Genomic DNA, 23,019 nt, shown 5'->3' with positions numbered 1-23,019 from the left:
GGGTGGTTCAGGTCCGCTTGGGCAGCGGGACGCGCAACAGGTCGCGGGCGACGGTGAGTTCACCGTCGAAGCCGGCGGCGCGGGCCTGCTGTTCGTAGGCGGTCGGGTCGGGGTAACGCTGGCTGAAATGCGTCAGGACGAGGTGGCGCACGCCCGCGTCGATCGCCACCCGGGCGGCCTGACCGGCCGTCAAGTGCCCGTGGTCGGTGGCGAGTCGTTCGTCCTCGTCGAGGAAGGTCGACTCGATGACGAGCATGTCGCAGCCCTCGGCGAGCGCGTGCACGCCGTCGCAGAGCCGGGTGTCCATCACGAAGGCGAACCGCTGCCCGCGCCGCACCTCGCTGACCTCGTCGAGGGTGACGCCGCCGAGGCGGCCCTCCTTCTGGAGCCGTCCGACGTCGGGGCCCTTGATGCCGTGCGCGGCGAGCCGCTCGGGCAGCATCCGGCGCCCGTCGGGCTCGGTGACGCGGTAGCCGAAGGACTCGACCGGGTGCGAGAGCCTCATCGCGTCGAGGGTGTACGAGGCGGTGGTGGCCAGCGGCCCGTCCTCGGCCACCGGCACCTCACCGAGCCGCACGGTCTCGCGGTAGGCCGTCGCGTACCGCAGCCGGTCGAAGAAGTGCTGCCCCGACGCCGGGTAGTGGGCGGTGACGGGGTGCGGGACGCGGTCGAGGTTGATGCGCTGGATCACTCCGGCCAGGCCCAGACTGTGGTCGCCGTGGAAGTGCGTGACGCAGATCCGGTGCAGGTCGTGGGCGGCGACCCCGGCGCGCAGCATCTGCCGCTGGGTGCCCTCGCCGGGGTCGAACATGATGCCCTGGCCGTCCCAGAGCAGCACGTAGCCGTTGTGGTTGCGGTGCCGGGTGGGGACCTGGCTGGCGGTGCCGAGCACCACCAGTTCGCGTACGGACAAGGAGTGCGGCCCCGCTATCCGGGGGGCCACTGGAGGCCGCGGCCGCCCAGGACGTGCGCGTGCGCGTGGAAGACGGTCTGGCCGGCGCCGGTGCCGGTGTTGAAGACGATGCGGTAGCTCTCCGCCTTCTCCTCGGCGGCGACGACGCCCGCCTCGCGGAGCACGTCCGCGGCGATCTGCGGTTCGGCGGCGGCCAGCGACGCGGCGTCCGGGTGGTGCACCTTGGGGATCACCAGGACGTGGGTCGGCGCCTGCGGGTTGATGTCGCGGAAGGCGAGGGTCGTCTCGGTCTCCCGGACGACGGTCGCCGGCACCTCACCCGCGACGATCTTGCAGAACAGGCAGTCGCTTTGCGCTTCGCCCGCCATGGGCCGCCTCCTAGCTGGACATGAGCACGATGGGAAAGATCAGTACCTTCGGCATGCTATCGGCCCGGGCAGGGGCGCCCTGGTCCGGGCACGGACACCCCCGGCCCGGCGCGTGGTCCGGGCACGGGCGCCCCTGGCCCGGGTAAGTACGGGCGCACGGCGCGAGGTCACTCCGCCTCCGGCAGGGCCGGCGCCGTCTTCGCCGGGTTCTCCGCCAGCGCGGCGAGGGCCAGCCGGATCGCCTCGTCCAGCTGCGGGTCACGGCCCGCCGCGTGGTCGTCGGGGGTGGTGACGACCTCGACGTCGGGGTCGACGCCGTGGTTCTCGACGCCCCACCCCTGTCCCTCCAGCCAGAACGCGTACTTCGGCTGCGTCACCAGGGTCCCGTCGACCAGGTGGTAGCGGCTGTCGATGCCGACGACCCCGCCCCAGGTGCGGGTGCCCACGACGGGGCCGATGCCGAGCGCCTTGATCGCGGCGTTGACGATGTCGCCGTCGGAGCCGGAGAACTCGTTGGCGACGGCGACGACCGGGCCGCGCGGCGCGTCCATCGGGTAGCTGGAGGGGCGCGCGCCGCGGGGCGAGTCCCAGCCGACGACACGGCGCGCCAGCTTCTCCACGACGAGCTGGGAGGTGTGGCCGCCGCGGTTCTCCCGTACGTCCACGACCAGGCCCTCGCGGGCGACCTCGACGCGCAGGTCGCGGTGGATCTGCGCCCAGCCGGGCGCCTGCATGTCGGGCACGTGGAGGTAGCCGAGCCGGCCCTCGGAGCGTTCGTGGACGTAGGCCCGCCGGTCGGCCACCCAGGCGTGGTAGCGCAGCGGCTCCTCGTCGTCGACGGGGATCACCACGGCGTGCCGCGGATCGCCGCCCCCGGAGGGCGAGATGGTCAGCTCGACGGGCTTGCCCGCGGTGCCGACGAGCAGCGGTCCCGGGCCCACGACGGTGTCGACGGGACGGCCGTCGACCTCGATGACCGCGTCGCCGGGGCGGACCGCGACGCCGGGCGCGGCGAGCGGGGAGCGCGCCGCCGGGTCGGAGGTCTCCGAGGGCAGGATCCGGTCGATGCGCCACAGACCGTCCTCGCCGCGCGTCAGGTCCGCGCCGAGCAGCCCCTGGCGGTGCGCGCCGCCGTGGCCGCCCGGCACGACGTACGCGTGGGAGGTGCCGAGCTCGCCGTGCACCTCCCACAGCAGGTCGACGAGGTCGTCGTGGGTGGCGACGCGGGCCAGGACGGGGCGGTAGCGCTCCAGGACGCCGTCCCAGTCGACGCCGCCCATGTCGGGCCGCCAGAAGTTGTCCCGCATGAGGCGGCCCGTCTCCTCGTACATCTGGCGCCACTCGGCGGCCGGATCGACCAGGTGCCGGACCCGGGAGAGGTCGACGGTGATGTTCGAGTCGCTGTCGTCGTCGCCGGAGGCGCGCCGGTCGCTCGGCACGACCTTCAGCTTGCCGTCGGTCCGCAGCAGCACCCGCTTGCCGTCGCCGGTGACCGCGAAGTGGTCGGCGTCCGCGGCGAGTTCCTCGATGCGGTGCCGGCCGAGGTCGTACCGTTCGAGCGCGGTCTTCGGGTCCGGGTCGTGCGGGGTGGCGCGGGAGGCGCCGAGGACACCGCGCACCGGGTGGCGCAGCCAGAGCAGGCCGTCCTTGGCGGCGCGCAGGGTGCTGTAGCGGGCGGCCTCGACGGGGAAGGGCACGATGCGGTCGGCGAGCCCGTCGAGGTCGATGCGGGTGACGGGCGCGCCCTCGCTGTCGGGGGTCTCGGCGCCCGCGCCGTCCTGCGCCTCGAAGGGCCTGCCGTGCCGCTGCGGTCCGAAGGGCGAGGGGGTGGCCGCGGCCAGGGTCATCAGGTGCGGCCGTGAGCCGCCGACGAAGGCGAGGTCGAAGACGTGCTCGTCGTAGACCGGGTCGAAGGCGCGGGCGGAGAGGAACGCCAGGTGTTTGCCGTCGAGGGTGAACGCCGGGGCGTAGTCGCGGAAGCGCAGCGGGGTGGCCTCGGAGACCGACAGGTCGGCGGTGTTGGCGAGCTTGAGCTGGCGCAGCGGCTCCGGCCCCGGGTGCGACCAGGCGAGCCACGCGGAGTCGGGCGAGAAGACGAGCCCGGAGGCGTCGCCGTGCTCGCTGCGGTCGACCTCGCGGACCTCGCCGGTCTCCCGCTCGACGAGCAGCACCCGGCCGTCGTGCGAGGCGACGGCGGCGCGGGAGCCGTCGGGCGCCATGGCCAGCGAGAGGACCCGGCCGAGCTGTCCCGCGGCGAGCCTGCGGGGCGTGGCGCCGGGCGCGGGCCCGGTGGCCGGCGCGAACTCCAGGGCCTCGTCGCCCTCGGCGTCCGTCACCCACACGACGTGTTCCTCGCCCTGCACCCGGAAGGTGCGGGGCAGCCGGGCGCGCACGCCGGGCTCGGCGGCGAGCGCGCGGGCGGGTCCCTCGCGGTGGGTCACCCAGTGCACGGAGCCGCGCAGGGAGACGGCGCTGCCGCGTCCGGTGTGGTCGGGCACGGCGGCGCCGAACGTGCGGGCGGCGGAGATCCGGTGCGGCTGCAGGTCGGTGCGCTGTCCGCCGAGCCGGATGTCCAGCGGCCGCGGTTCGGCGTCCACCAGGTCGTCCAGGAGCCAGAGTCGGCCGGCGGACGCGTACACGACGCGGGTGCCGTCGGTGGCCGCGTGGCGCGCGTAGAACCCGTCGACGCCGCTGTGCCTGCGCAGGTCCGAGCCGTCGGGCAGCGAGGAGTAGACCGCGCCGACGCCCTCGTGGTCACTGAGGAAGGCGATGCGCTCGCCGACCCAGAGCGGGTACTCCATGTTCCCGTCGAGCTCTTCGTGGACGCGTACGAAGGGGGCGTCACCGTCGTCCCCTTCGTCACCGGGCCGCCGGATCCACAGTTTGCCCGCGGTGCCGCCCCGGTACCGCTTCCACCAGGCGGCCTCGCGCCCCATCGGCGCGGAGAGCAGCAGGACCTGCCCGTCGGGGCCGTGTGCGACGTCGCCGACGATGCCGTACGGCAGGGTGGCCGCGGGTCCGCCGTCGAGCGGGACGGCCCGCGCCCAGGTGCGGCGCAGCGAGGCCTGGCCCGCCGAACTGACCGCGAGGACCCGCCCGTCGGGGGTCCAGCCGCGCACGGCGGTCTTCCCGCTCCCCCAGTACGTCAGCCGCTCGGAACGGCCGCCATCCAGGGGCGCGACGTGCACCTCGGGGGCTCCGTCGCGGGTGGAGGTCCAGGCGACGGTCGTGCCGTCCGGGGATATCCGGGGGTGGTCCACGGGCATGTTGTCGGCGCTGACCCGCCAGGCGCGGCCGCCGTCGAGGGGGGCGACCCAGACGTCGTCCTCGGCCGTGAAGGCGGCCAACTCGCCGTGGATGTGCGGGAATCGGAGATACGCGGTGGTGTGCGCTGCCTCTGTCACACCGTCCAGCCTAGGCAGCGTCGGCCTGCCCCGACAGCGGTTTCGATCACTTGCCCGACACCGCGCCCGGTGCGGCCCACCCCCGCCACCGGCTCATTTGCCGGGCAGGCAGGTGCAGGTGGGCCGGGGCGGCGGGTCCGCGGTGACGGTCACGGTGACGGTGGTGGTGGGGGCGGGCCGGGGCTGCTCGTGGGAGGGCGGCGGGCGGTGGGTGAGGGTCGGCCGGGGCGGGGTCGGCCGGGACGGCTTGGTCCCGCCGCCCCCGCCGTTGTCACCGTCGCCCTCGGCGCAGTTGCCCAGCACGTCGACGCGGAACCACTGCTTGCCGTCGATCCAGGCCGTGAGGTCGCCGCGGACGCAGTCGCCGTCGACGAGCGAGCGCACCGTGCCCTTGAGGGTGATCTTCTTGCCGTCGTCGGTCTCGCCCTGGCAGTCGACGCGGATCGCGGTGCCGCGGGCGGACTTCCGGTTCCCCGGCGTCACCTTGCCGTCGAACCGGCCGGTGCAGCTGAGCCAGGCCACCCCGGTGTGCTGCCGCTCCAGCGCTCTGGTGGCCACCTGGTCGGTGGTGAACGCGACCGCCGAGGTGTTCATCCCGCCGTCGACCGGATCGCACGCGGTCATGCCGAGCGCGGCGGCGGTCGCGAGAGCGGCCGCGATCCCCAGCCGCCGCGCGCGGACCGGCCGTGACGGTGAGCGGTACGCCGATCGGTGTCGTATGCGCCTCAATGCCCCCATGTGCGGCAGGGTGCCACCGCGGGCGGCGGGGCGGTAGACCGGTTTGCGTCCGATGCGCCCGAGGCTTCCCGGGGCCCGGAGGCCTTCGGCGGGCCCGCTTCCTCAGGAACGCAGCAGCTGCCACTCCTGGAGCTCCACCACGTTCCCCTCGGGGTCCTTGAGATGGGCCACCCGCATGCGCTCGGTCATGGGGGCAGGGCCGTGCGCGAGGACGCCCCCGCGCTCGACGATCCGCGCGCAGTACGCGTCCAGGTCGTCGACCCGCAGCACCACCAGCGAGCGGTGCCCGGACGCCTGCTCGGCCAGTTCGCCGAGGAGTCCGGCCATCATCGAGCGGTCCTGCAGCGCGATGCCCGCGGAACCCACGGCCGGGCTGAACTTCTCGTACGGGCCCTCCTCGGCGCCCGACTGGGGCTTGAGGCCGAGGACGTGGGCGTAGAAGCGGTAACAGGCGGGGAAGTCCGTGACGAGCAGCCGGACTTGGGCGAGTTCCAACGTGGCCTCCAAGGTGGCCGTCAGCCTTCAAGGGGTGGGGTCAGGACCAGCGGCCCGTCCGCCCGAGCAGCAGCGCGGTCGCCGCCGTCCCTGCCGTCGACGTGCGCAGCACACTGCGTCCCAGACGGTACGGCTTCGCGCCCGCGTCCGCGAACGCCGCCAACTCGTCCGGCGAGACGCCCCCTTCGGGGCCGACGACCAGCACGATGTGTCCGGCGGCGGGGAGTTGGGCGGTGGCCAGCGGTTCGCTGCCCTCCTCGTGCAGGACGGCCGCGAAGTCGGCGTCCGCGAGGAGGGCGGCGACCTGCTTGGTCGAGGCGGCGTCGGCCACCTCGGGGAAGCGGACACGGCGCGACTGCTTGCCCGCCTCGCGCGCGGTGGCCCGCCACTTGGCGAGGGCCTTGAGCCCGCGGTCGCCCTTCCACTGCGTGATGCAGCGCGCGGCGGTCCACGGGACGACGGCGTCGACGCCGGTCTCCGTCATGGTCTCCACGGCCAGTTCACCCCGGTCGCCCTTGGGCAGGGCCTGCACGACGGTGATGCGCGGCGACTCCTCGGGCTCCTCCGACACGGCGTCCATGGACAGTACGAGCCGGTCCTTGCCCTCCGTGCCGATGACCTCGCACCGGGCCCACCGCCCGGCCCCGTCGGTCAGAACGACGTACTCACCGGCGCGCAGCCGCTTCACGGAGACGGCGTGCCGGCCCTCGGGCCCGTCCAGTACGTACCGTCCGTCGCCGCCCGGGGTGACGTCCTCGACGACGAAGACGGGCGCGGTCATGCCGCACCGCCCGGCGTGCCCTGAGTGCCCGGAGTGCCCGGGGTTCCAGGGATGCCGGAAGCGTCGCCCGCCGACGCGGCCCTGGCCTCGGCGAGTTCGGCGGCGAGCACCTCCACGAGCTGTCCGGCGGGCAGCTCCCTGGCGAGCCGGTGGCCCTGCCCGGCCCAGAGCGCCATGGCCTGGGCGTCCCCGGCCTTCGCCGCGGCCTTGCGCAGACCGCTGGTGAGGTGGTGGACCTGCGGGTAGGCGGCGGGGGCGTACGGGCCGTGCTCGCGCATGAAGCGGTTGACGAGGCCGCGGGCGGGCCGGCCGGAGAAGGCGCGGGTCAGCTCCGTGCGGACGAACAAGGGGTTGGTCAGGGCCTGCTTGTGCAGCGGGTTGGCGCCCGACTCGGGGGTGACCAGGAAGGCGGTGCCGAGCTGCGCGGCGTCCGCGCCGGCCGCGAGCACCGCGGCGATCTGCGCGCCGCGCATCAGGCCGCCCGCCGCGACGATGGGGATCTGCACGGTCTCGCGGACCTGGGTGATGAGGGAGAGCAGCCCGATCCCGGCGCCGTCCGTCTCGGGGTTGTCCCGGTGCGTCCCCTGGTGGCCGCCCGCCTCGATGCCCTGCACGCAGACGGCGTCGGCGCCGGCCCACTGGGCGGTCTGGGCCTCCTCGGCCGTGGTGACGGTGACGACGGTCTGGGTGCCGACCCGGGCGAAGGCGTCGAGGACGTCGCGGGTGGGGCAGCCGAAGGTGAAGGAGACCAGCGGCACGGGGTCGTCGAGCAGGATCGCGAGCTTGGCGTCGTAGCCGTCGTCGCGTCCGCTGTCGGGGTCGCCGAGCTCCGTCTCGTACCAGGTCGCCTCGCCGGCGAGCTGGCTGCGGTAGACCTCGACGGCGGCGGCGTCCGCGGTGTCGGGCTGCGGCATGAACAGGTTGACGCCGAAGGGCCGCGAGGTCAGCCCCCGCACCTGTTTGATCTCCTGGTACATCCCGTCGGCGGTCTTGTACCCGGCGGCGAGGAACCCGAGCCCACCGGCCTCGGCGACGGCGGCGGCCAGCTGCGGCCCACTGGCGCCGCCCGCCATGGGCGCCTGCACGATCGGGTGGCGGCAGAGATCGGTCGGTGCGGAGCTCATGCACGCATCGTGCCACGCGCTCTCGGTCGCACCGAATCGCGTACCCCACGCCGGGCGTGCGCCGCCTCGTCTGCCCCCTGGCCCGCGTCCGGCGGGTGTGGGCCGTACCGGGTTGCTCGCGCAGTTCCCCGCGCCCCCTGGCGGGGCGCGCAGCGGCCCGTTCAGGGGCGCGGGGAACTGCGCGCCAAGCCCCCACCACCCGCAGAGAACCGACAAAGCCCCCAGCAACGGAACGAACCGTCGCCGGGGGCCGAAGTCACCGCTCCAGGCGCTACCGCCCGTTGAACGCATCCTTGAGGCGAGAGAAAAGCCCCTGCTGCCCCGGCTGGAACTGCCCCGTGGGCCGTTCCTCCCCCCGCAGCTGCGCCAGCTCCCGCAGCACCCGCTCCTGCTCGGGATCGAGCTTGGTCGGCGTGAGGACCTCGACGTGCACGATGAGGTCACCGCGACCGCCGCCGCGCAGGTGCGTGATGCCGCGGCCGTGCAGCGGGACCGACTGGCCGGACTGCGTGCCCGGCCGGATGTCGATCTCCTCCATGCCGTCCAGCGTCTTCAGCGGCACCTTCGTGCCGAGCGCCGCCGCCGTCATCGGGATGGTCACCGTGCAGTGCAGATCGTCGCCGCGCCGCTGGAAGACCTCGTGCGGCAGCTCGTGGATCTCCACGTACAGGTCGCCCGCGGGGCCGCCGCCGGGGCCGACCTCGCCCTCGCCCGCGAGCTGGATCCGGGTGCCGTTGTCGACACCGGCCGGGATCTTCACGGTGAGCGTCCGCCGCGACCGGATGCGGCCGTCGCCGGCGCACTCGGGGCACGGGGTGGGCACGACCGTGCCGAAGCCCTGGCACTGCGGGCAGGGCCGCGAGGTCATGACCTGGCCGAGGAAGGACCGCGTGACCTGCGACACCTCACCGCGACCGCGGCACATGTCACACGTCTGGGCGGACGTCCCCGGCGCGGCACCCTCACCGCTGCAGGTCGTACAGACCACGGCCGTGTCGACCTGGATGTCCTTGGTGGTGCCGAAGGCCGCCTCGTCGAGGTCGATCTCCAGGCGGATCATGGCGTCCTGGCCGCGGCGCGTGCGCGAGCGGGGCCCGCGCTGCGACGCCGTACCGAAGAACGCGTCCATGATGTCGGAGAAGTTGCCGAAGCCACCGGCGCCGAAGCCGCCCGCGCCTCCGCCGCCGCCCGCCTGGGACAGCGGATCCCCGCCGAGGTCGTAGACCTGCTTCTTCTGCGGGTCCGACAACACCTCGTACGCGGCGTTGATCTCCTTGAAGCGCTCCTGAGTCTTCGGGTCCGGATTCACGTCCGGGTGAAGCTCACGCGCCAGCCTGCGGAAGGCCTTCTTGATTTCGTCCTGGGAAGCGTCGCGGCGCACGCCGAGTACGGCGTAGTAGTCCGTGGCCACTTACGACTCCGCCAGGATCTGTCCGACGTAACGTGCCACTGCGCGTACTGCTCCCATCGTTCCCGGATAGTCCATGCGGGTCGGTCCGACCACGCCGAGTTTGGCGACTGCCTCGCTCCCCGAACCGTAGCCGACCGAGACCACGGACGTGGAGCTGAGTCCCTCATGGGCGTTCTCGTGACCGATCCGTACGGCCATACCCGAATCCTGTACCTCACCAAGCAACTTGAGGAGCACGACCTGCTCCTCCAGTGCCTCCAGCACGGGCCGGATGGTGAGGGGAAAGTCATGTCCGAAGCGGGTGAGATTGGCGGTGCCGCCGATCATCAACCGCTCCTCTGTCTCCTCCACGAGCGTCTCGAGGAGGGTGGCGAGGACCGTCGACACGGTGCCGCGGTCCTCGGTCTCGAAGGCCTCGGGCAGATCCTGCACGAGCTGCGGCACGTCCGTGAAGCGGCGGCCCGCCACCCGGCTGTTGAGCCGCGCCCGCAGATCCGCGAGCGCGCTTTCGCCGAACGGCGCCGGGCAGTCGATCATCCGCTGCTCGACCCGGCCGGTGTCCGTGATCAGTACGAGCATCAGCCGCGCGGGAGCCAGCGAGAGCAACTCCACGTGCCGCACCGTGGACCGCGTGAGCGAGGGGTACTGCACGACGGCGACCTGCCGCGTCAACTGCGCGAGCAGCCGCACCGTGCGCCCCACCACGTCGTCGAGGTCGACGGCGCCGTCGAGGAAGTTCTGGATGGCCCGGCGCTCGGGCGCGGTCATCGGCTTCACACCGGCGAGCTTGTCGACGAACAGGCGGTAGCCCTTGTCCGTCGGGATGCGCCCGGCACTGGTGTGCGGCTGGGCGATGAACCCCTCCTCCTCCAGCGCCGCCATGTCGTTGCGGACGGTGGCCGGGGAGACCCCCAGACGGTGCCGCTCGGTGAGCGCCTTGGAGCCGACGGGCTCCTCCGTCCCGACATAGTCATGGACGATGGCGCGCAGCACTTCGAGCCTGCGTTCATTGAGCATCGCGCACACCTCCAGCTGTCTGCGTCGTCCACGGTCCGCGACGGGCTCCGGTGTCCCCCGGGCCCCCGCCTGGCACTCCCCGCGGGTGAGTGCCAGTCTTCCAAAGGGTCAGTGTACGGGCGTGGGGTACGGCCCCGGCAAGGGCGGCCCCCGGTGTCCTGCCGGAGAGGGCCGGTGCGGATAGCGTCACCGTATGGACGTGAGGCCGGCATGGGAAGCGGCGGGCTGGGAACGGCTGGCGCCGCGGGTGGGGCGGCGCCGCCTGCCCGTCTGGGACTGCACGGCGGGGCTGGTCGTCGGCGACGACGCGGCGCTCATGATCGAGGCGGGGTCGAGCCTGGCCGAGGGCGCGGCCCTGCGCACCGGTGCCCGCCGCGTCCTCGGCGGCACCCGCCGGGTGACCCATCTCGCACTCACCCACCCGCACTTCGACCACGTGCTCGGCGCGGCGGCCTTCGCGGGGGTGCGGGTGTACGGGGCGGTGGGCGTCGAGACGGTCCTCACCGAGCGGCGCGACGAGCTGCGCGCGGACGCGGTGCGGCACGGGCTCGACGCGGAGGCGGCGGCCGAGGCGGCCGACCTCCTGGTCCGCCCGCACCACCTGGTGTGCGGGGAGTGGACGCTCGACCTGGGCGGCGTCCAGGTGCTGCTCGCGAACGTCGGCCCCGGGCACACCGCCCACGACCTGGCGGTCCTGGTGCCGGGCACCGACGGCGGGCGGGAGGTGGTCTTCTGCGGGGACCTCGTCGAGGAGTCGGGCGAACCGCAGGCGGGTCCGGACGCGGCGCCGCGGCACTGGCCGGCGGCGCTGGACCGGCTCCTCGACCTCGGCGGGGAGGACGCGGTGTACGTGCCGGGGCATGGTGCCGCGGTGAATGCGGCCTTTGTCCGTGCGCAGCGCGACACGCTGGCGGGGCGCTTCGGCGTGTCGTGACCCGGACGGCCGCGACTCTTCCTATCGTCGGCAGAATGCGCCAGTACTCCGCCGATCTCACGCCCCCCTGGAAGAAGCCGAAGCCCGTACCGGAGGTGGCGGCGGACGCCGGCCTCGTGGTCGAGGAGCTGACCACGGGTTTCTGCGGGGCGGTGATCCGGTGCGAGAAGACGGCGCAGGGGCCGACGGTGACGCTGGAGGACCGCTTCGGCAAGCACCGCGTCTTTCCCATGGAGCCGCGGGGGTTCCTCCTGGAGGGCCGCCCGGTGACGCTGGTCCGCCCCGCGGCGGGTTCACCTTCCTCGCCCTCGCCCCGTCCCTCCCGTACGGCCTCCGGGTCGGTGGCCGTGCCCGGGGCGCGGGCCCGGGTCGCGCGGGCGGGGCGCATCTACGTGGAGGGGCGGCACGACGCGGAGCTGGTGGAACGGGTCTGGGGCGACGACCTGCGCATCGAGGGCGTGGTCGTGGAGTACCTGGAGGGCATCGACGACCTGCCCGCGATCGTCGCGGAGTTCGCACCGGGGCCGGACGCGCGCCTCGGCGTCCTCGTGGACCACCTGGTCCCCGGATCCAAGGAGTCCCGCATCGCGGCGGAGGTCACGAGCGCGCACGCGCTGGTGGTGGGGCACCCCTACATCGACGTCTGGGAGGCGGTGAAGCCGGCGTCGGTCGGCATCGCGGAGTGGCCCAGGGTCCCGCGGGGCCAGGACTGGAAGACCGGCGTGTGCCGGGCGCTCGGCTGGCCGGAGAACACGGGGGCGGCGTGGCAGCGGATCCTGGGCTCGGTGCGCAGCTACAAGGACCTGGAGCCGGCGCTTCTGGGCCGCGTGGAGGAACTGATCGACTTCGTGACGTTGGCGTAGGGGGTTGGGCGGGTTCTGGCGGGGGCGCCTTGGGCGGGCGCCTGCGCCTTCGCTTCGTCGTTGGGTGCGGGGCCGCGGGGGTATGTGCGTACTCGCCACCCACTATTCGCCACGCCTCACGAACAACATTGCTACAGCGCGCTCGGTGCTCCGTGCGCACATACCCCCACGCCCCCTCCCGAGCGCGAGCGGGCGCGCCCCGGGGGGGGGGACTCGCGTGCGGGTGCGGCCCGGTGGGGTGGCGCGCGAACCCACCCACCCCGACCCACTCCAACCGGACAGCGCGAGGTGACCCCACCCACCCGAGCCCCACTCCCGCCAGACATCGCAACGTGAAACCCACCCACCCGGTGCACCGACCCCAACCGGACGTCGCGACGAACCCCCACCCACCCGGGCCCACTCCAACCGAACCCCGCGACGTAAGAACCCACCCACCCAGCCCCCGCACCCAGCCCCCGCCCCAACCAAACCCCGCGCCGCGCAAACCCAACCAGTCCCACTCCAACCGGACAGCGCGAGGTGAGCCCCCCGCCCGCCCCTACTCCAACCCGGCGGTGCGGGGTGAACGGGTGGGTGGGTGGGAGGTATCCGCCGCGGAGCGGCGGGGCTGTTTGTGCCGTTGGAGGGGGCCGGGGGGAGCCCAACCCCCACCCGCCCCGGCGCCGGGCGCCTGACTTGGGGTGCGGGAGGCCCAGGGGCCAGGGTCAGTCCACCAGGTCCCGTACCACCGCGTCCGCCAGCAAACGGCCCCGCAGGGTGAGGACCGCGCGGCCCTCCGCGTACGGGGTGCGTTCCAGGAGGCCCTCCTCCAGCGCCCGGCGCGAGGCGGAGAGCCCCTCCTCCTTGAGGAGTGACAGGGGGCAGCCCTCCCGGAGCCGCAGCTCAAGGAGGATGCGCTCCACCCGCCGGTCCTCCGCGGAGAGGAGTTCCCGCCCGGCCCCGGGCGACCCACCCCCCGCCAGCGCCCCCGCGTACGCCCCGGGATGCTTGACGTTCCACCACCGCACGCCCCCCACATGGCTGTGGGCGCCAGGACCGGCCCCCCACCAGTCCGCGCCCCGCCAGTACAGCTCGTTGTGCAGGCAGCGGCCCGCCTCGGACGTGGCCCAGTTGGACACCTCGTACCAGGAGAAGCCCGCACCCCCGAGCACCTCGTCGGCGATCAGGTACCGGTCCGCGTGCACGTCGTCGTCGGTCATCGGCACCTCCCCGCGCCGGATTCGCCGCGCCAGCTGCGTGCCCTCCTCCACGATCAGCGCGTAGGCGCTCACGTGGTCCGGGCCCGCGCCGATCGCCGCGTCGAGCGAGGCGCGCCAGTCGTCGTCGGTCTCCCCCGGCGTGCCGTAGATCAGGTCGAGGTTCACGTGCTCGAAGCCCGCCGCCCGCGCCTCGGCCACGCACGCCTCGGGCCGCCCCGGCGTGTGCGTGCGGTCGAGGATCTTCAGGACGTGCTGCTTCGCGCTCTGCATGCCGAAGGAGATCCGGTTGAAGCCGCCCTCCCGCAGCTCCGCCAGGTACGCCGCGTCGACCGACTCGGGGTTCGCCTCCGTGGTGATCTCCGCGTCGTCCGCGAGCCCGAACTCGTCCCGTACGGCACCCAGCATCCGTACGAGATCGCCCGCGGCGAGCAGCGTCGGCGTACCGCCCCCGACGAAGACGGTGCGGACCGGCCGCGGGTCGTCGCCGAGGACCTTGCGGGCGAGCCGCACCTCGTCGGTCAGGGTGTCCGCGTAGTTGTCGCGGGAGGCGAGCACTCCGCCGGAGCCGCGCAGCTCGGTCGCGGTGTAGGTGTTGAAGTCGCAGTAGCCGCAGCGCGTGGCGCAGTACGGGACGTGCAGGTAGAAGCCGAGGGGGCGGGAGGCCGCGCCGGCCAGGGCGGACGCGGGGAGCGACCCGTCCTCGGGCATGGGCTCGCCATCGGGCAGTGCGGAAGGCATACCTTCGATTGTCCCGCACGGCGGGCGGCGGCGGACCCGCTCACCCCGCCCGCAGCACCAGCAGCGCCAGGTCGTCGTCCGGCGGCCGGTCGGAGAACTCGTGCACGAGCCGCCGGATCCGCTCCGCCACCAGCACCGCGTCGAGCCCCGCGCAGCCGGCCAGCGCCTGCGCCAGGCCGTTGTCGTCGTCGAACAGGAGCCCTCCCGAGCGTCGCTCGGTCACCCCGTCCGTGACGCACAGGAGCGTCTCGCCGACCCGCAGCTCGAAGGTCTCGCTCGTGTACGTCTCGTCGTCGAGCACCCCGAGCAGCATCTGCGGGGTGGCCGCCTCCCGCACCCCGCCGCCGGGTGACATGAGCAGCGGCAACGGATGCCCGGCGCACGCGATGGTGCAGCGCACGCCCCCTTCGTACGGAACGAGCTCCCCGTACAGGAGCGAGAGGAAGCGCGAGGTGGGCCCGTCGGGGGAGATGCCCTGGCCGCCCGCCACCGCGACGACCGCCGCCGCCGCGTCCGCCGCCTCCGTCGCGTCGTCGAGGAGCAGCTGGTTGAGCCGGTCCATGACCTCCGCGACCTGGTAGCCCTCGCGGGCGAGCAGCCGCAGCCAGGGGCGGGCGAGGCCGATGACGACGGCCGCCTCGGGTCCCTTGCCCTGCACGTCGCCGAGGGCGAAGCACCAGCGGCCCTCGCCCGCCTGGAACACGTCGTAGAAGTCGCCGCCGGGGCCACCCTTGTCGCGCGGTTCGTAGACCACGCCGCTCTCCACGCCGGGGATCTCCGCGACCTTGCTGGGCAGCAGCCCGCGCTGCAGCACCTGGCTGATGTTGGCCTGGCGCTGGTAGCGGCGCGCGGTGCTGATGGCGAGCGCCACGCGGCGGGCGAAGTCCTCGATGAGGCCGGTGACCTCGTCGGCGAACCGGACGAGCCCGGCCCGGCCGATCACGAGCGTGCCGAGCGCGCGGCCGCCCGCGACCAGGCGGTAGGCCAGCGCCGCGCCCGCGCTCCCGCCGGGCAGGACCTCGCCGGGCCAGGGCACGGGGAAGGCGCCGGAGCCCGCCGCCTCGGGCAGCCGGGGCGGCTCCTTCTCCAGGACGCGGCGCAGCTCCTCCATGCGGTGTTCGCTGCTGTGCCAGACACGGGCGAGCCGCGCGCCGGACGCCCCGGTCGCCGTATGGCCCGCGCCTTCCGACGCGTCCTCGAGCCACACCGCGCACCAGTCCGCGAGCCGCGGCACGAGCAGCTGTCCGGCGAGTGCGGCCACGAGGTTCTCGTCGAACTGGCCGGCCAGCAGGTCGGACGCCTCGGCGAGGAAGGTGAGCGCGCCGCGGTTGACCCACTCCGTGTCGTGCGGGGCGTGCTTGGGCAGCGGCGCGAGGATCTCGGCGGCGCGCAGTCCGCGCTGCAGGGCCTGCTCGCTCGCGTACGACTCGATCTCGTGGACGGCCTGGACGCCGTCGAGGGGCAGCCGGGCCCAGACGGTCTTGGTGCCCGCGCGGTAGGTGATGCCCCAGGACTCGGAGAGCGTGGCGACGAGTTGCAGACCGCGCCCGTACTCGGGGGTGCCGGGCGACTGCGGGCGCTGCTCGCTGCGCACGGCGCGGGAGGGGTGGTGGTCGGAGACCTCGATGACGAGGGTCTCCGTGCTCTCGCCCGGCACCGCGTCGTCGAGGCGGCACAGCAGTTCGACGGCCGTGCCCGCGTGCACGACGGCGTTCGTCACCAACTCGCTGACCAGCAGCACCGAGTCGTCGGCGAGGCAGTCGGTGAAGCCCCTGGCGGCGGGCAGCCCGAGCTCGGTCCAGTCGGCGAGCGCCGCTCGTACGAACTTGCGTGCGGCGGCCGGCGCGAGAGGGTTCCCGGGCAGCGACGTACGCACCACCACCGGCGGTCCGGCACGACCCGGCGCCGGGGCGGAGGAACGATATTCGGTCTCCCGTTGCATCGGAATGGACCCCACGGTTCGGCTCCTGAGCAGTTCGGGCGATTACGCCTCAGGCAACACCGACAGGGTGACAGACTGACCATGCCCATAAGCACCGAGTCACTGAAGTGGGCCGTTATGAGTGAGAACAGTGCTATGCCTGTGCTGGGGGAAGACCGCGTCACGGTCCCCGCGCAGAGCGTCGGGTCCGGTCAGGATTCGGCCATGTGTCAGCTGCGCCCGCTTCTCGCTGCCATGCGCGCCGCGCGGGACGGGGACTTCACCAAGGTCGACCCGGTCGGCGACGGCATCACCGCCGAGCTGTACGCGACGTTCAACGAGATGCTCGACCGTTCGCTGCACTTCGACGGCGAACTGGTGCGCGTGCGGCGGGAGATCATACGTCACGGCCGGCTGGACGAGCGGTTCGCCGCGAGCCCGGGGCAGGGCCGGTGGGCGGCGCGCGTGTCGGAGGTCAACACCCTGCTCGACGCGCTGGTCGCCCCGGCGGCGAACGCGACGCGCGTACTGAACGCGGTGGCGGGCGGCGACCTCACCCAGCGCGTCGACCTGCACGACGGCACCCGGGAGCTGCGGGGCGATCTGCGGCGCCTGGGCCGCGCCGTCAACACGATGGTCGACCAGCTGTCCCTCTTCACGGGGGAAGTCACCCGGGTCGCCCGCGAGGTCGGCACGGAGGGGCGGCTCGGCGGGCGGGCCAAGGTGCGCGGGCTCTCCGGCAGTTGGCGGGACGTCACCGAGGCCGTCAACACGATGGCGTCCCGGCTCACCGCCCAGGTGCGCGACATCGCCCTGGTCACCACGGCGGTGGCGCAGGGCGACCTGACCCGTACGGTCACCGTCGAGGCCACCGGCGAGCTCCTCGAACTGAAGCTGACCGTCAACACCATGGTGGAGCAGCTCTCCGCGTTCGCCGCCGAGGTGACCCGGGTGGCCCGCGAGGTGGGTACGGAGGGGCAGCTGGGCGGCCGGGCGCAGGCGCGCGGGGTGTCGGGCGTGTGGAAGGACCTCACCGACAACGTCAACTTCATGGCCTCGAACCTCACCTCGCAGGTCCGCAACATCGCCCAGGTCACCACCGCCGTGGCCAACGGCGACCTGAGCCAGAAGATCACCGTCGACGCCCGGGGCGAGATCCTGGAGCTGAAGTCGACGGTGAACACGATGGTCGACCAGTTGTCCGCCTTCGCCGACGAGGTCACCCGCGTCGCCCGCGAGGTCGGCACCGAGGGCAACCTCGGAGGGCGCGCGCAGGTGCGGGGCGTGTCCGGGGTCTGGAAGGACCTCACGGACAACGTCAACTTCATGGCGGACAACCTCACCTCGCAGGTGCGGAACATCGCGCTCGTCTCGACGGCCGTCGCCCAGGGCGACCTCGGCAAGAAGATCACGGTCGAGGCGAAGGGCGAGATCCTGGAGCTGAAGTCGACGATCAACACGATGGTCGACCAGCTGTCCGCCTTCGCCGACGAGGTCACCCGCGTCGCCCGCGAGGTCGGCACCGAGGGCAACCTCGGCGGCCAGGCCCAGGTCCGCGGGGTGTCGGGCGTGTGGAAGGACCTCACCGACAACGTCAACTTCATGGCGTCGAACCTCACTTCCCAGGTCCGCAACATCGCCCAGGTCACCACGGCCGTCGCCAACGGCGACCTGTCCAAGATGATCACGGTCACCGCGCGCGGCGAGATCCTGGAGCTGAAGGACACCGTCAACACGATGGTGGAGCAGTTGCGCGCCTTCGCCGACGAGGTGACCCGGGTGGCCCGCGAGGTCGGCACGGACGGCCGGCTCGGCGGCCGCGCGCAGGTCCTCGGCGTGTCGGGCGTGTGGAAGGACCTCACCGACAACGTCAACTACATGGCGGACAACCTCACCGGCCAGGTCCGCAACATCGCGCAGGTCGCGACCGCGGTGGCGCAGGGCGACCTGTCCAAGAAGATCGACGTGGACGCGCGCGGCGAGATCCTGGAGCTGAAGACCACCATCAACACCATGGTGGACACGCTCTCCTCGTTCTCCTCCGAGGTCACCCGGGTGGCCCGCGAGGTCGGCTCGGAGGGCCAGCTGGGCGGCCAGGCCCGGGTCGAGGGCGTGTACGGCACCTGGAAGCGCCTGACGACGAACGTGAACGAGCTCGCGCTGAACCTCACCACCCAGGTCCGCGCCATCGCCGAGGTGGCCTCCGCGGTGGCGCAGGGCGACATGACCCGCGCCATCACCGTCGAGACGCGCGGCGAGGTCACCGACCTCAAGGACAACATCAACCTCATGGTCTCCAACCTCCGCGAGACCACCCGCGCCAAGGACTGGCTGGAGTCCAACCTCGCCCGCCTGGCCGGTCTGATGCAGGGCCACCGCGACCTGATGGAGGTAGCCGACCTGATCCTGCGCGAGCTGACCCCGCTGGTGAACGCGCAGTACGGCGCCTTCTTCCTCGCCGACCCGGACACCGCGGAGACCCCGGCGCCCACCCAGGTCACCGCCAAGGGCCTCGCGTTCATCGCGGGGTACGGCGCGGCGCAGGGCTCGGTCGTGGACACCGGCGGGATGCCCGCGCAGGGGCTGGTGCGCCAGGCGGCGCTGGAGAAGAAGCGGATCCTCGTCGAGGAGGTGCCGCCCGACTACATCAAGATCCATTCGGGTCTCGGCGACGCGGCGCCGGCCACGGTCGTCATCATCCCGATCCTCTTCGAGGACAAGCTGCTCGGCGTCATCGAGCTGGCGACGTTCTCCCGCTTCTCCGACGTCCACCTGGCCTTCTTCGACCAGTTCGTGAACACCATCGGCGTCGCGATCAACACCATCATCGCCAACTCCCGTACGGAGTCGCTGCTCGGCGAGTCGCAGCGGCTCGCCATCCAGCTCCAGGAGCGCTCGGACGAACTGCAGCGCCAGCAGGCGGAGTTGCGCCGCTCCAACGCCGAGCTGGAGGAGAAGGCCGCCCTGCTCGCCACCAGCTCCCAGTACAAGTCGGAGTTCCTGGCGAACATGTCGCACGAGCTGCGCACCCCGCTCAACTCCCTGCTCATCCTGGCCCGGCTGCTCTCCGACAACCCCGACAACCACCTCTCCGACCAGGAGGTGCAGTTCGCGACGACGATCCACCGCTCGGGCTCGGACCTGCTGCAGCTCATCAACGACATCCTGGACCTGTCGAAGATCGAGGCGGGCCGGATGGACGTACGGCCCAAGAAGCTCCCGCTCATCAAGGTCCTCGACTACGTCCACGCGACGTTCCGCCCGCTCACCCTCGACCGCGGCCTCGCCTTCGACGTGTCGGTGGGCGAGGACGTGCCGCGCGAGATGTTCTCCGACGAGCAGCGCCTGCAGCAGATCCTGCGCAACCTCCTGTCCAACGCGGTGAAGTTCACCTCGGCCGGCAGCGTCGAGCTGCGGGTCAGCCGGGTCAAGGAGAGCGCGGGCGACCGGATGCTGCACGACAACGACGACCTGCTCTGCTTCGCGGTCCGCGACACCGGGATCGGCATCCCCGCCGAGCAACTCCCGGTGATCTTCGAGGCGTTCCAGCAGGCCGACGGCACCACCAACCGCAAGTACGGCGGCACCGGCCTCGGCCTCTCCATCAGCCGGGAGATCGCGGGCCTGCTCGGCGGGCGCATCACCGCGGAGAGCCGCCCCGGCCACGGTTCGACCTTCTCGCTGTACGTGCCGGTGGTGCACCCGGGCCACGGCGCGGCCGCCATCGCGTACGCGGCCTCGCACACCCAGCTCCTGCCCGAGCCGGTGGAAGAGGCCGTCCAGCGCCCGCACAGCACGCTCGAACCGGACGACAGCTGGCCCACCCCCACCAAGCTGGAGGAGTGGAGGCAAGGACGCCCGGGCCGCGTACTCCCGGGCCGCAGAGTCCTCATCGTCGACGACGACATCCGCAACGTCTTCGCGCTCACGCATGTGCTCAGCCGCGTCGGCATGCCCGTCCTGTACGCGGAGAACGGCCGCGAGGGCATCGAGACGCTGGAGCGCAACCCGGACGTCGACCTCGTCCTGATGGACATCATGATGCCGGAGATGGACGGCTACGAGACGATGGCCGCGATCCGCCGCAGCCCCCGCTGGCAGGGCCTGCCCATCGTCGCCCTCACCGCCAAGGCGATGCCCGGCGACCGCGAGAAGGCCATCGCGCAGGGCGCCACCGACTACGTACCGAAACCCGTGGACGTGGACCAGCTCCTCGGTGTCGTCTGCGCCCTCCTGGACCCCGAGGGCACGGCCGGCGACACCGGGGAGGCCACCTCCCCCGACCCAGAATCCACCGCCGCGGAACAGCCGGGCACGCCGAAGGGGCAGGCTGTTCCGCCGGCACCCGAGTGAGGCACCGTCACCATGAGCGCTGAGGCCACGACCGACAACCGCGCAAGCATCCTCCTCGTCGACGACATGGAGGACAATTTGATGGCACTCGAAGCTGTCCTCGGATCCCTGAACGAGCCCTTGGTCCGCGCCCGTTCCGGCGAGGAGGCCATGAAGGCGATCCTGCGGCAACGCTTCGCCGTGATCCTGCTCGACGTCCGCATGCCCGGCATGGACGGCTTCGAGACCGCCTCCAACATCAAGCGGCTCGACCAGACGAAGGACGTGCCCATCATCTTCCTGACGGGCACCGACAACGACGCGGGCTACGCCTTCCGCGGTTACGCGACGGGCGCCGCCGACTACCTCACCAAGCCCTTCGACCCGTGGGTGCTGCGCGCCAAGGTCACCGTCTTCCTCGAACTGCACCGCAAGAACCGGCAGTTGGAGCGGATCCTGGCCAGGGAGCAGCGCCAGTTCGACGAGCTGGCCGCCCGCCTGACGGCCATCGAGACCCATATGGCGGCCAGCAGCCTCAAGGACGTCCTCGAACTGCGCCACCACGTCACGCACATGGAGGAGCTGGTGCAGGAGATGCGCCGCGGGCGGGACGTCTAGAGAGCACGACGGCCCGCTCGCGGCGGCGCGGGATCACACCGCGGGATCACACCGCGGGCTCAGGCCTCGCGCGACCCGGCGTACATCTCGTCGATCAGGTGCCGGTACTCCCGCTCGACGACCGGGCGCTTGAGCTTCAGGCTGGGCGTGAGCTCGCCGTGCTCGACGTCGAGGTCGCGCGGAAGCAGCCGGAACTTCTTGATGGTCTGCCAGCGCTGCAGGCCTTCGTTGAGCTCCTTCACATAGCCCTCGACGAGGGCGACCGTGGCCGGGGCCGCGCACACCTCGGCGTACGACTTGCCCTCCAGGCCGTTCTCCTTGGCCCAGTCGAGGATGGCGGGCTCGTCGAGGGAGATCAGCGCGGTGCAGAAGTTCCGGTCGGCGCCGTGCACCAGGATGTTGGAGACGTACGGACACACGCCCTTGAACTGGCCCTCGACCTCGGCGGGCGCGATGTACTTGCCGCCGGACGTCTTGATCAGGTCCTTCTTGCGGTCGGTGATCCGCAGATAGCCGTCGACGGACAGCTCGCCGATGTCCCCGGTGTGGAACCAGCCGTCGGACTCCAGGACCTCGGCCGTCTTGTCCGGCAGACCGTGGTAGCCCTCCATGATGCCGGGGCCGCGCAGCAGGATCTCGCCGTCCTCGGCGATCCGCACTTCAGTGCCGGGCAGCGGCTTGCCGACCGTGCCGGTGCGGTAGGCCTCGCCCGGGTTCACGAAGGAGGCCGCGGAGGACTCCGTCAGGCCGTACCCCTCCAGGATGTGGATGCCGGCGCCCGCGAAGAAGTAGCCGATCTCGGGCGCGAGCGCGGCGGAGCCGGAGACGGCGGCGCGCAGCCGCCCGCCGAAGGCCTCGCGCAGCTTGGAGTAGACGAGCGCGTCGGCCGTCTTGTGCTTGGCGCGCAGCCCGAAGGGCACGGACGCGGTGCCGGTCCTGCGGAAGTTGTCCTGGCTGACCTTCGCGTACTCCCGGGAGACCTCGGCGGCCCACTGGAAGATCTTGTACTTGGCCGCGCCGCCGGCCCGCGCCTTGGCGGCCACGCCGTTGTAGACCTTCTCGAAGATGCGGGGCACGGCGGCCATGTACGTCGGCTGCACGACCGGCAGATTCTCGATGATCTTGTCGACCCGGCCGTCGACGGCGGTGACGTGTCCGAGCTCGATCTGCCCGGAGGTCAGCACCTTGCCGAAGACGTGGGCGAGCGGCAGCCACAGGTACTGCACGTCGTCGGGGCCGAGCAGGCCGGTCGAGGCGATGGCCTTGGCCATGTACGACCAGTTGTCGTGCGGCAGACGCACGCCCTTTGGCTTGCCGGTGGTGCCGGAGGTGTAGATGAGCGTGGCGAGCTGGTCGGCGGTGATCGCCGCGATGCGCTCCTTGACCAGGCCCGGGTTCTTCTCCAGGTGCGCCGCGCCGCGCGCCTCCAGGTCGGCGAGGGTCAGCACCCAGCCCTCGGGGTCGCCGTCGACGGGCTCCGCACCCGCCGCGTCGAGCACGACGACGTGCCGCAGGTCGGGCAGCTCGGCGCGCTTCTCGCGGGCCTTGGCGAGCTGCGCGGCGTCCTCGGCGACCAGCACCCGGCTGCCGGAGTCGGCCAGGATGAACGCCGACTCCCCGGCGTTGGTCTGCGGGTAGATCGTCGTGGTGGCGGCGCCGGCGCACATGATGCCGAGGTCGGCGAGGATCCACTCGACGCGGGTGGAGGAGGCCAGGGCGACCCGGTCCTCGGCCCGCAGGCCGAGCTCGATCAGGCCCGCCGCGATGGCGTGCACGCGGTCGGCGGCCTGCGCCCAGCTGAGCGCCTTCCACTCGTCGGGCCCCTCGCCGGAGGACGCGGGGACCGGATAGCGGTAGGCCTCGGCGTCCGGCGTGGCCGCCACGCGCTCCAGGAAGAGGTGCGCCACGGAGGGCGGTCGGTTCTCGATCAAGGTCTGTGTGTCGCTCACGACATCCTCCGGGCCCACGACAGTGCGGCGAACTGGCTGGCGGCTGCTTCTTACATCCCTCAGGGCTACTTGTTTAACTTGCGAGTAACCTACGAGTGGTGATCAGAGTAGAGCCCGGACGCCCGACGCGTAAGGGGCTACTGGATGTCACTTCCCACAGACACACATACGGAACGAGCAGGCCCGCCGGAACGTGCCGCGGGCCCGGTGC

16 protein-coding genes are annotated in these 23,019 nt (G+C 72.6%); 4 read left to right on the top strand and 12 right to left on the bottom strand.

Annotation, left to right across the window (positions count from 1 at the left end; genetic code table 11):
• Positions 1-7 precede the first annotated feature (7 nt).
• The 9 genes from ACZ6CV_RS00700 to hrcA all read right to left on the bottom strand — a co-directional run bounded on the left by ACZ6CV_RS00700 (position 8) and on the right by hrcA (position 10,251).
• On the bottom strand, positions 8-913 hold the full coding sequence (locus tag ACZ6CV_RS00700) for a ribonuclease Z (protein ID WP_469248503.1): 906 nt from the start codon (positions 911-913) through the stop codon (positions 8-10).
• Positions 914-927: 14 nt separating this feature from the next.
• Positions 928-1,281, bottom strand: a complete 354-nt coding sequence (locus ACZ6CV_RS00695) for a histidine triad nucleotide-binding protein (RefSeq protein WP_469248502.1) — start codon at positions 1,279-1,281, stop codon at positions 928-930.
• Positions 1,282-1,448: 167 nt separating this feature from the next.
• Complete coding sequence (locus ACZ6CV_RS00690; protein ID WP_469248500.1) at positions 1,449-4,685, bottom strand: S41 family peptidase; 3,237 nt, start codon at positions 4,683-4,685, stop codon at positions 1,449-1,451.
• 93 nt (positions 4,686-4,778) lie between these two features.
• Positions 4,779-5,423, bottom strand: a complete 645-nt coding sequence (locus ACZ6CV_RS00685) for a hypothetical protein (protein WP_469248498.1) — start codon at positions 5,421-5,423, stop codon at positions 4,779-4,781.
• Positions 5,424-5,525: 102 nt separating this feature from the next.
• The gene (locus tag ACZ6CV_RS00680; protein WP_469248497.1) at positions 5,526-5,918 is read right to left on the bottom strand and encodes a VOC family protein; all 393 of its coding nucleotides are present in this window, start codon (positions 5,916-5,918) and stop codon (positions 5,526-5,528) included.
• Positions 5,919-5,958: 40 nt separating this feature from the next.
• Positions 5,959-6,699 (bottom strand): 16S rRNA (uracil(1498)-N(3))-methyltransferase, encoded by a 741-nt coding sequence (locus ACZ6CV_RS00675; protein WP_469248495.1) that lies wholly within the window; start codon positions 6,697-6,699, stop codon positions 5,959-5,961.
• A complete protein-coding gene (locus tag ACZ6CV_RS00670; protein ID WP_469248493.1) occupies positions 6,696-7,823 on the bottom strand; it encodes a nitronate monooxygenase in 1,128 nt (375 codons plus the stop codon). The genes ACZ6CV_RS00675 and ACZ6CV_RS00670 overlap by 4 nt, the downstream gene beginning before the upstream one ends.
• Positions 7,824-8,094: 271 nt before the next feature.
• Complete coding sequence (gene dnaJ, locus ACZ6CV_RS00665; RefSeq protein WP_362369391.1) at positions 8,095-9,234, bottom strand: molecular chaperone DnaJ; 1,140 nt, start codon at positions 9,232-9,234, stop codon at positions 8,095-8,097.
• Positions 9,235-10,251, bottom strand: coding sequence for a heat-inducible transcriptional repressor HrcA (gene hrcA, locus ACZ6CV_RS00660; protein WP_355808400.1), 1,017 nt, complete (start codon positions 10,249-10,251; stop codon positions 9,235-9,237). It abuts the gene before it with no gap.
• A gap of 193 nt (positions 10,252-10,444) precedes the next feature.
• Here hrcA and ACZ6CV_RS00655 point away from each other — a divergent pair, with 193 nt between their 5' ends.
• Both ACZ6CV_RS00655 and ACZ6CV_RS00650 read left to right on the top strand, forming a co-directional pair.
• Positions 10,445-11,185 carry an MBL fold metallo-hydrolase gene (locus ACZ6CV_RS00655; protein WP_469248490.1) on the top strand — a complete coding sequence of 247 codons (741 nt, stop codon included), beginning with the start codon at positions 10,445-10,447 and terminating at the stop codon, positions 11,183-11,185.
• Positions 11,186-11,220: 35 nt separating this feature from the next.
• On the top strand, positions 11,221-12,048 hold the full coding sequence (locus ACZ6CV_RS00650; protein ID WP_469248488.1) for a DUF3097 domain-containing protein: 828 nt from the start codon (positions 11,221-11,223) through the stop codon (positions 12,046-12,048).
• Between the two features lie 707 nt (positions 12,049-12,755).
• Here ACZ6CV_RS00650 and hemW read toward each other — a convergent pair.
• Together hemW and ACZ6CV_RS00640 are read right to left on the bottom strand one after the other, a co-directional pair.
• Positions 12,756-13,988, bottom strand: coding sequence for a radical SAM family heme chaperone HemW (gene hemW / locus ACZ6CV_RS00645; protein WP_359328568.1), 1,233 nt, complete (start codon positions 13,986-13,988; stop codon positions 12,756-12,758).
• 40 nt (positions 13,989-14,028) lie between these two features.
• Positions 14,029-15,945, bottom strand: a complete 1,917-nt coding sequence (locus tag ACZ6CV_RS00640; protein ID WP_469248486.1) for a SpoIIE family protein phosphatase — start codon at positions 15,943-15,945, stop codon at positions 14,029-14,031.
• A 219-nt stretch (positions 15,946-16,164) separates the two neighbouring features.
• Here ACZ6CV_RS00640 and ACZ6CV_RS00635 point away from each other — a divergent pair, with 219 nt between their 5' ends.
• Positions 16,165-20,262 (top strand): HAMP domain-containing protein, encoded by a 4,098-nt coding sequence (locus tag ACZ6CV_RS00635; RefSeq protein ID WP_469249576.1) that lies wholly within the window; start codon positions 16,165-16,167, stop codon positions 20,260-20,262.
• Positions 20,263-20,274: 12 nt separating this feature from the next.
• Positions 20,275-20,859 carry a response regulator gene (locus tag ACZ6CV_RS00630; protein WP_362369379.1) on the top strand — a complete coding sequence of 195 codons (585 nt, stop codon included), beginning with the start codon at positions 20,275-20,277 and terminating at the stop codon, positions 20,857-20,859.
• A 59-nt stretch (positions 20,860-20,918) separates the two neighbouring features.
• On the opposite strand, the gene ACZ6CV_RS00625 is transcribed toward ACZ6CV_RS00630, so the two are convergent.
• Positions 20,919-22,808: an AMP-dependent synthetase/ligase gene (locus ACZ6CV_RS00625; protein WP_469248484.1), complete on the bottom strand. Its 1,890-nt coding sequence runs from the start codon at positions 22,806-22,808 to the stop codon at positions 20,919-20,921.
• Positions 22,809-23,019 lie beyond the last annotated feature (211 nt).

Source organism: Streptomyces sp. NPDC041713, from assembly GCF_055591085.1.
This window is presented reverse-complemented; position numbering and strand designations above follow the sequence as displayed.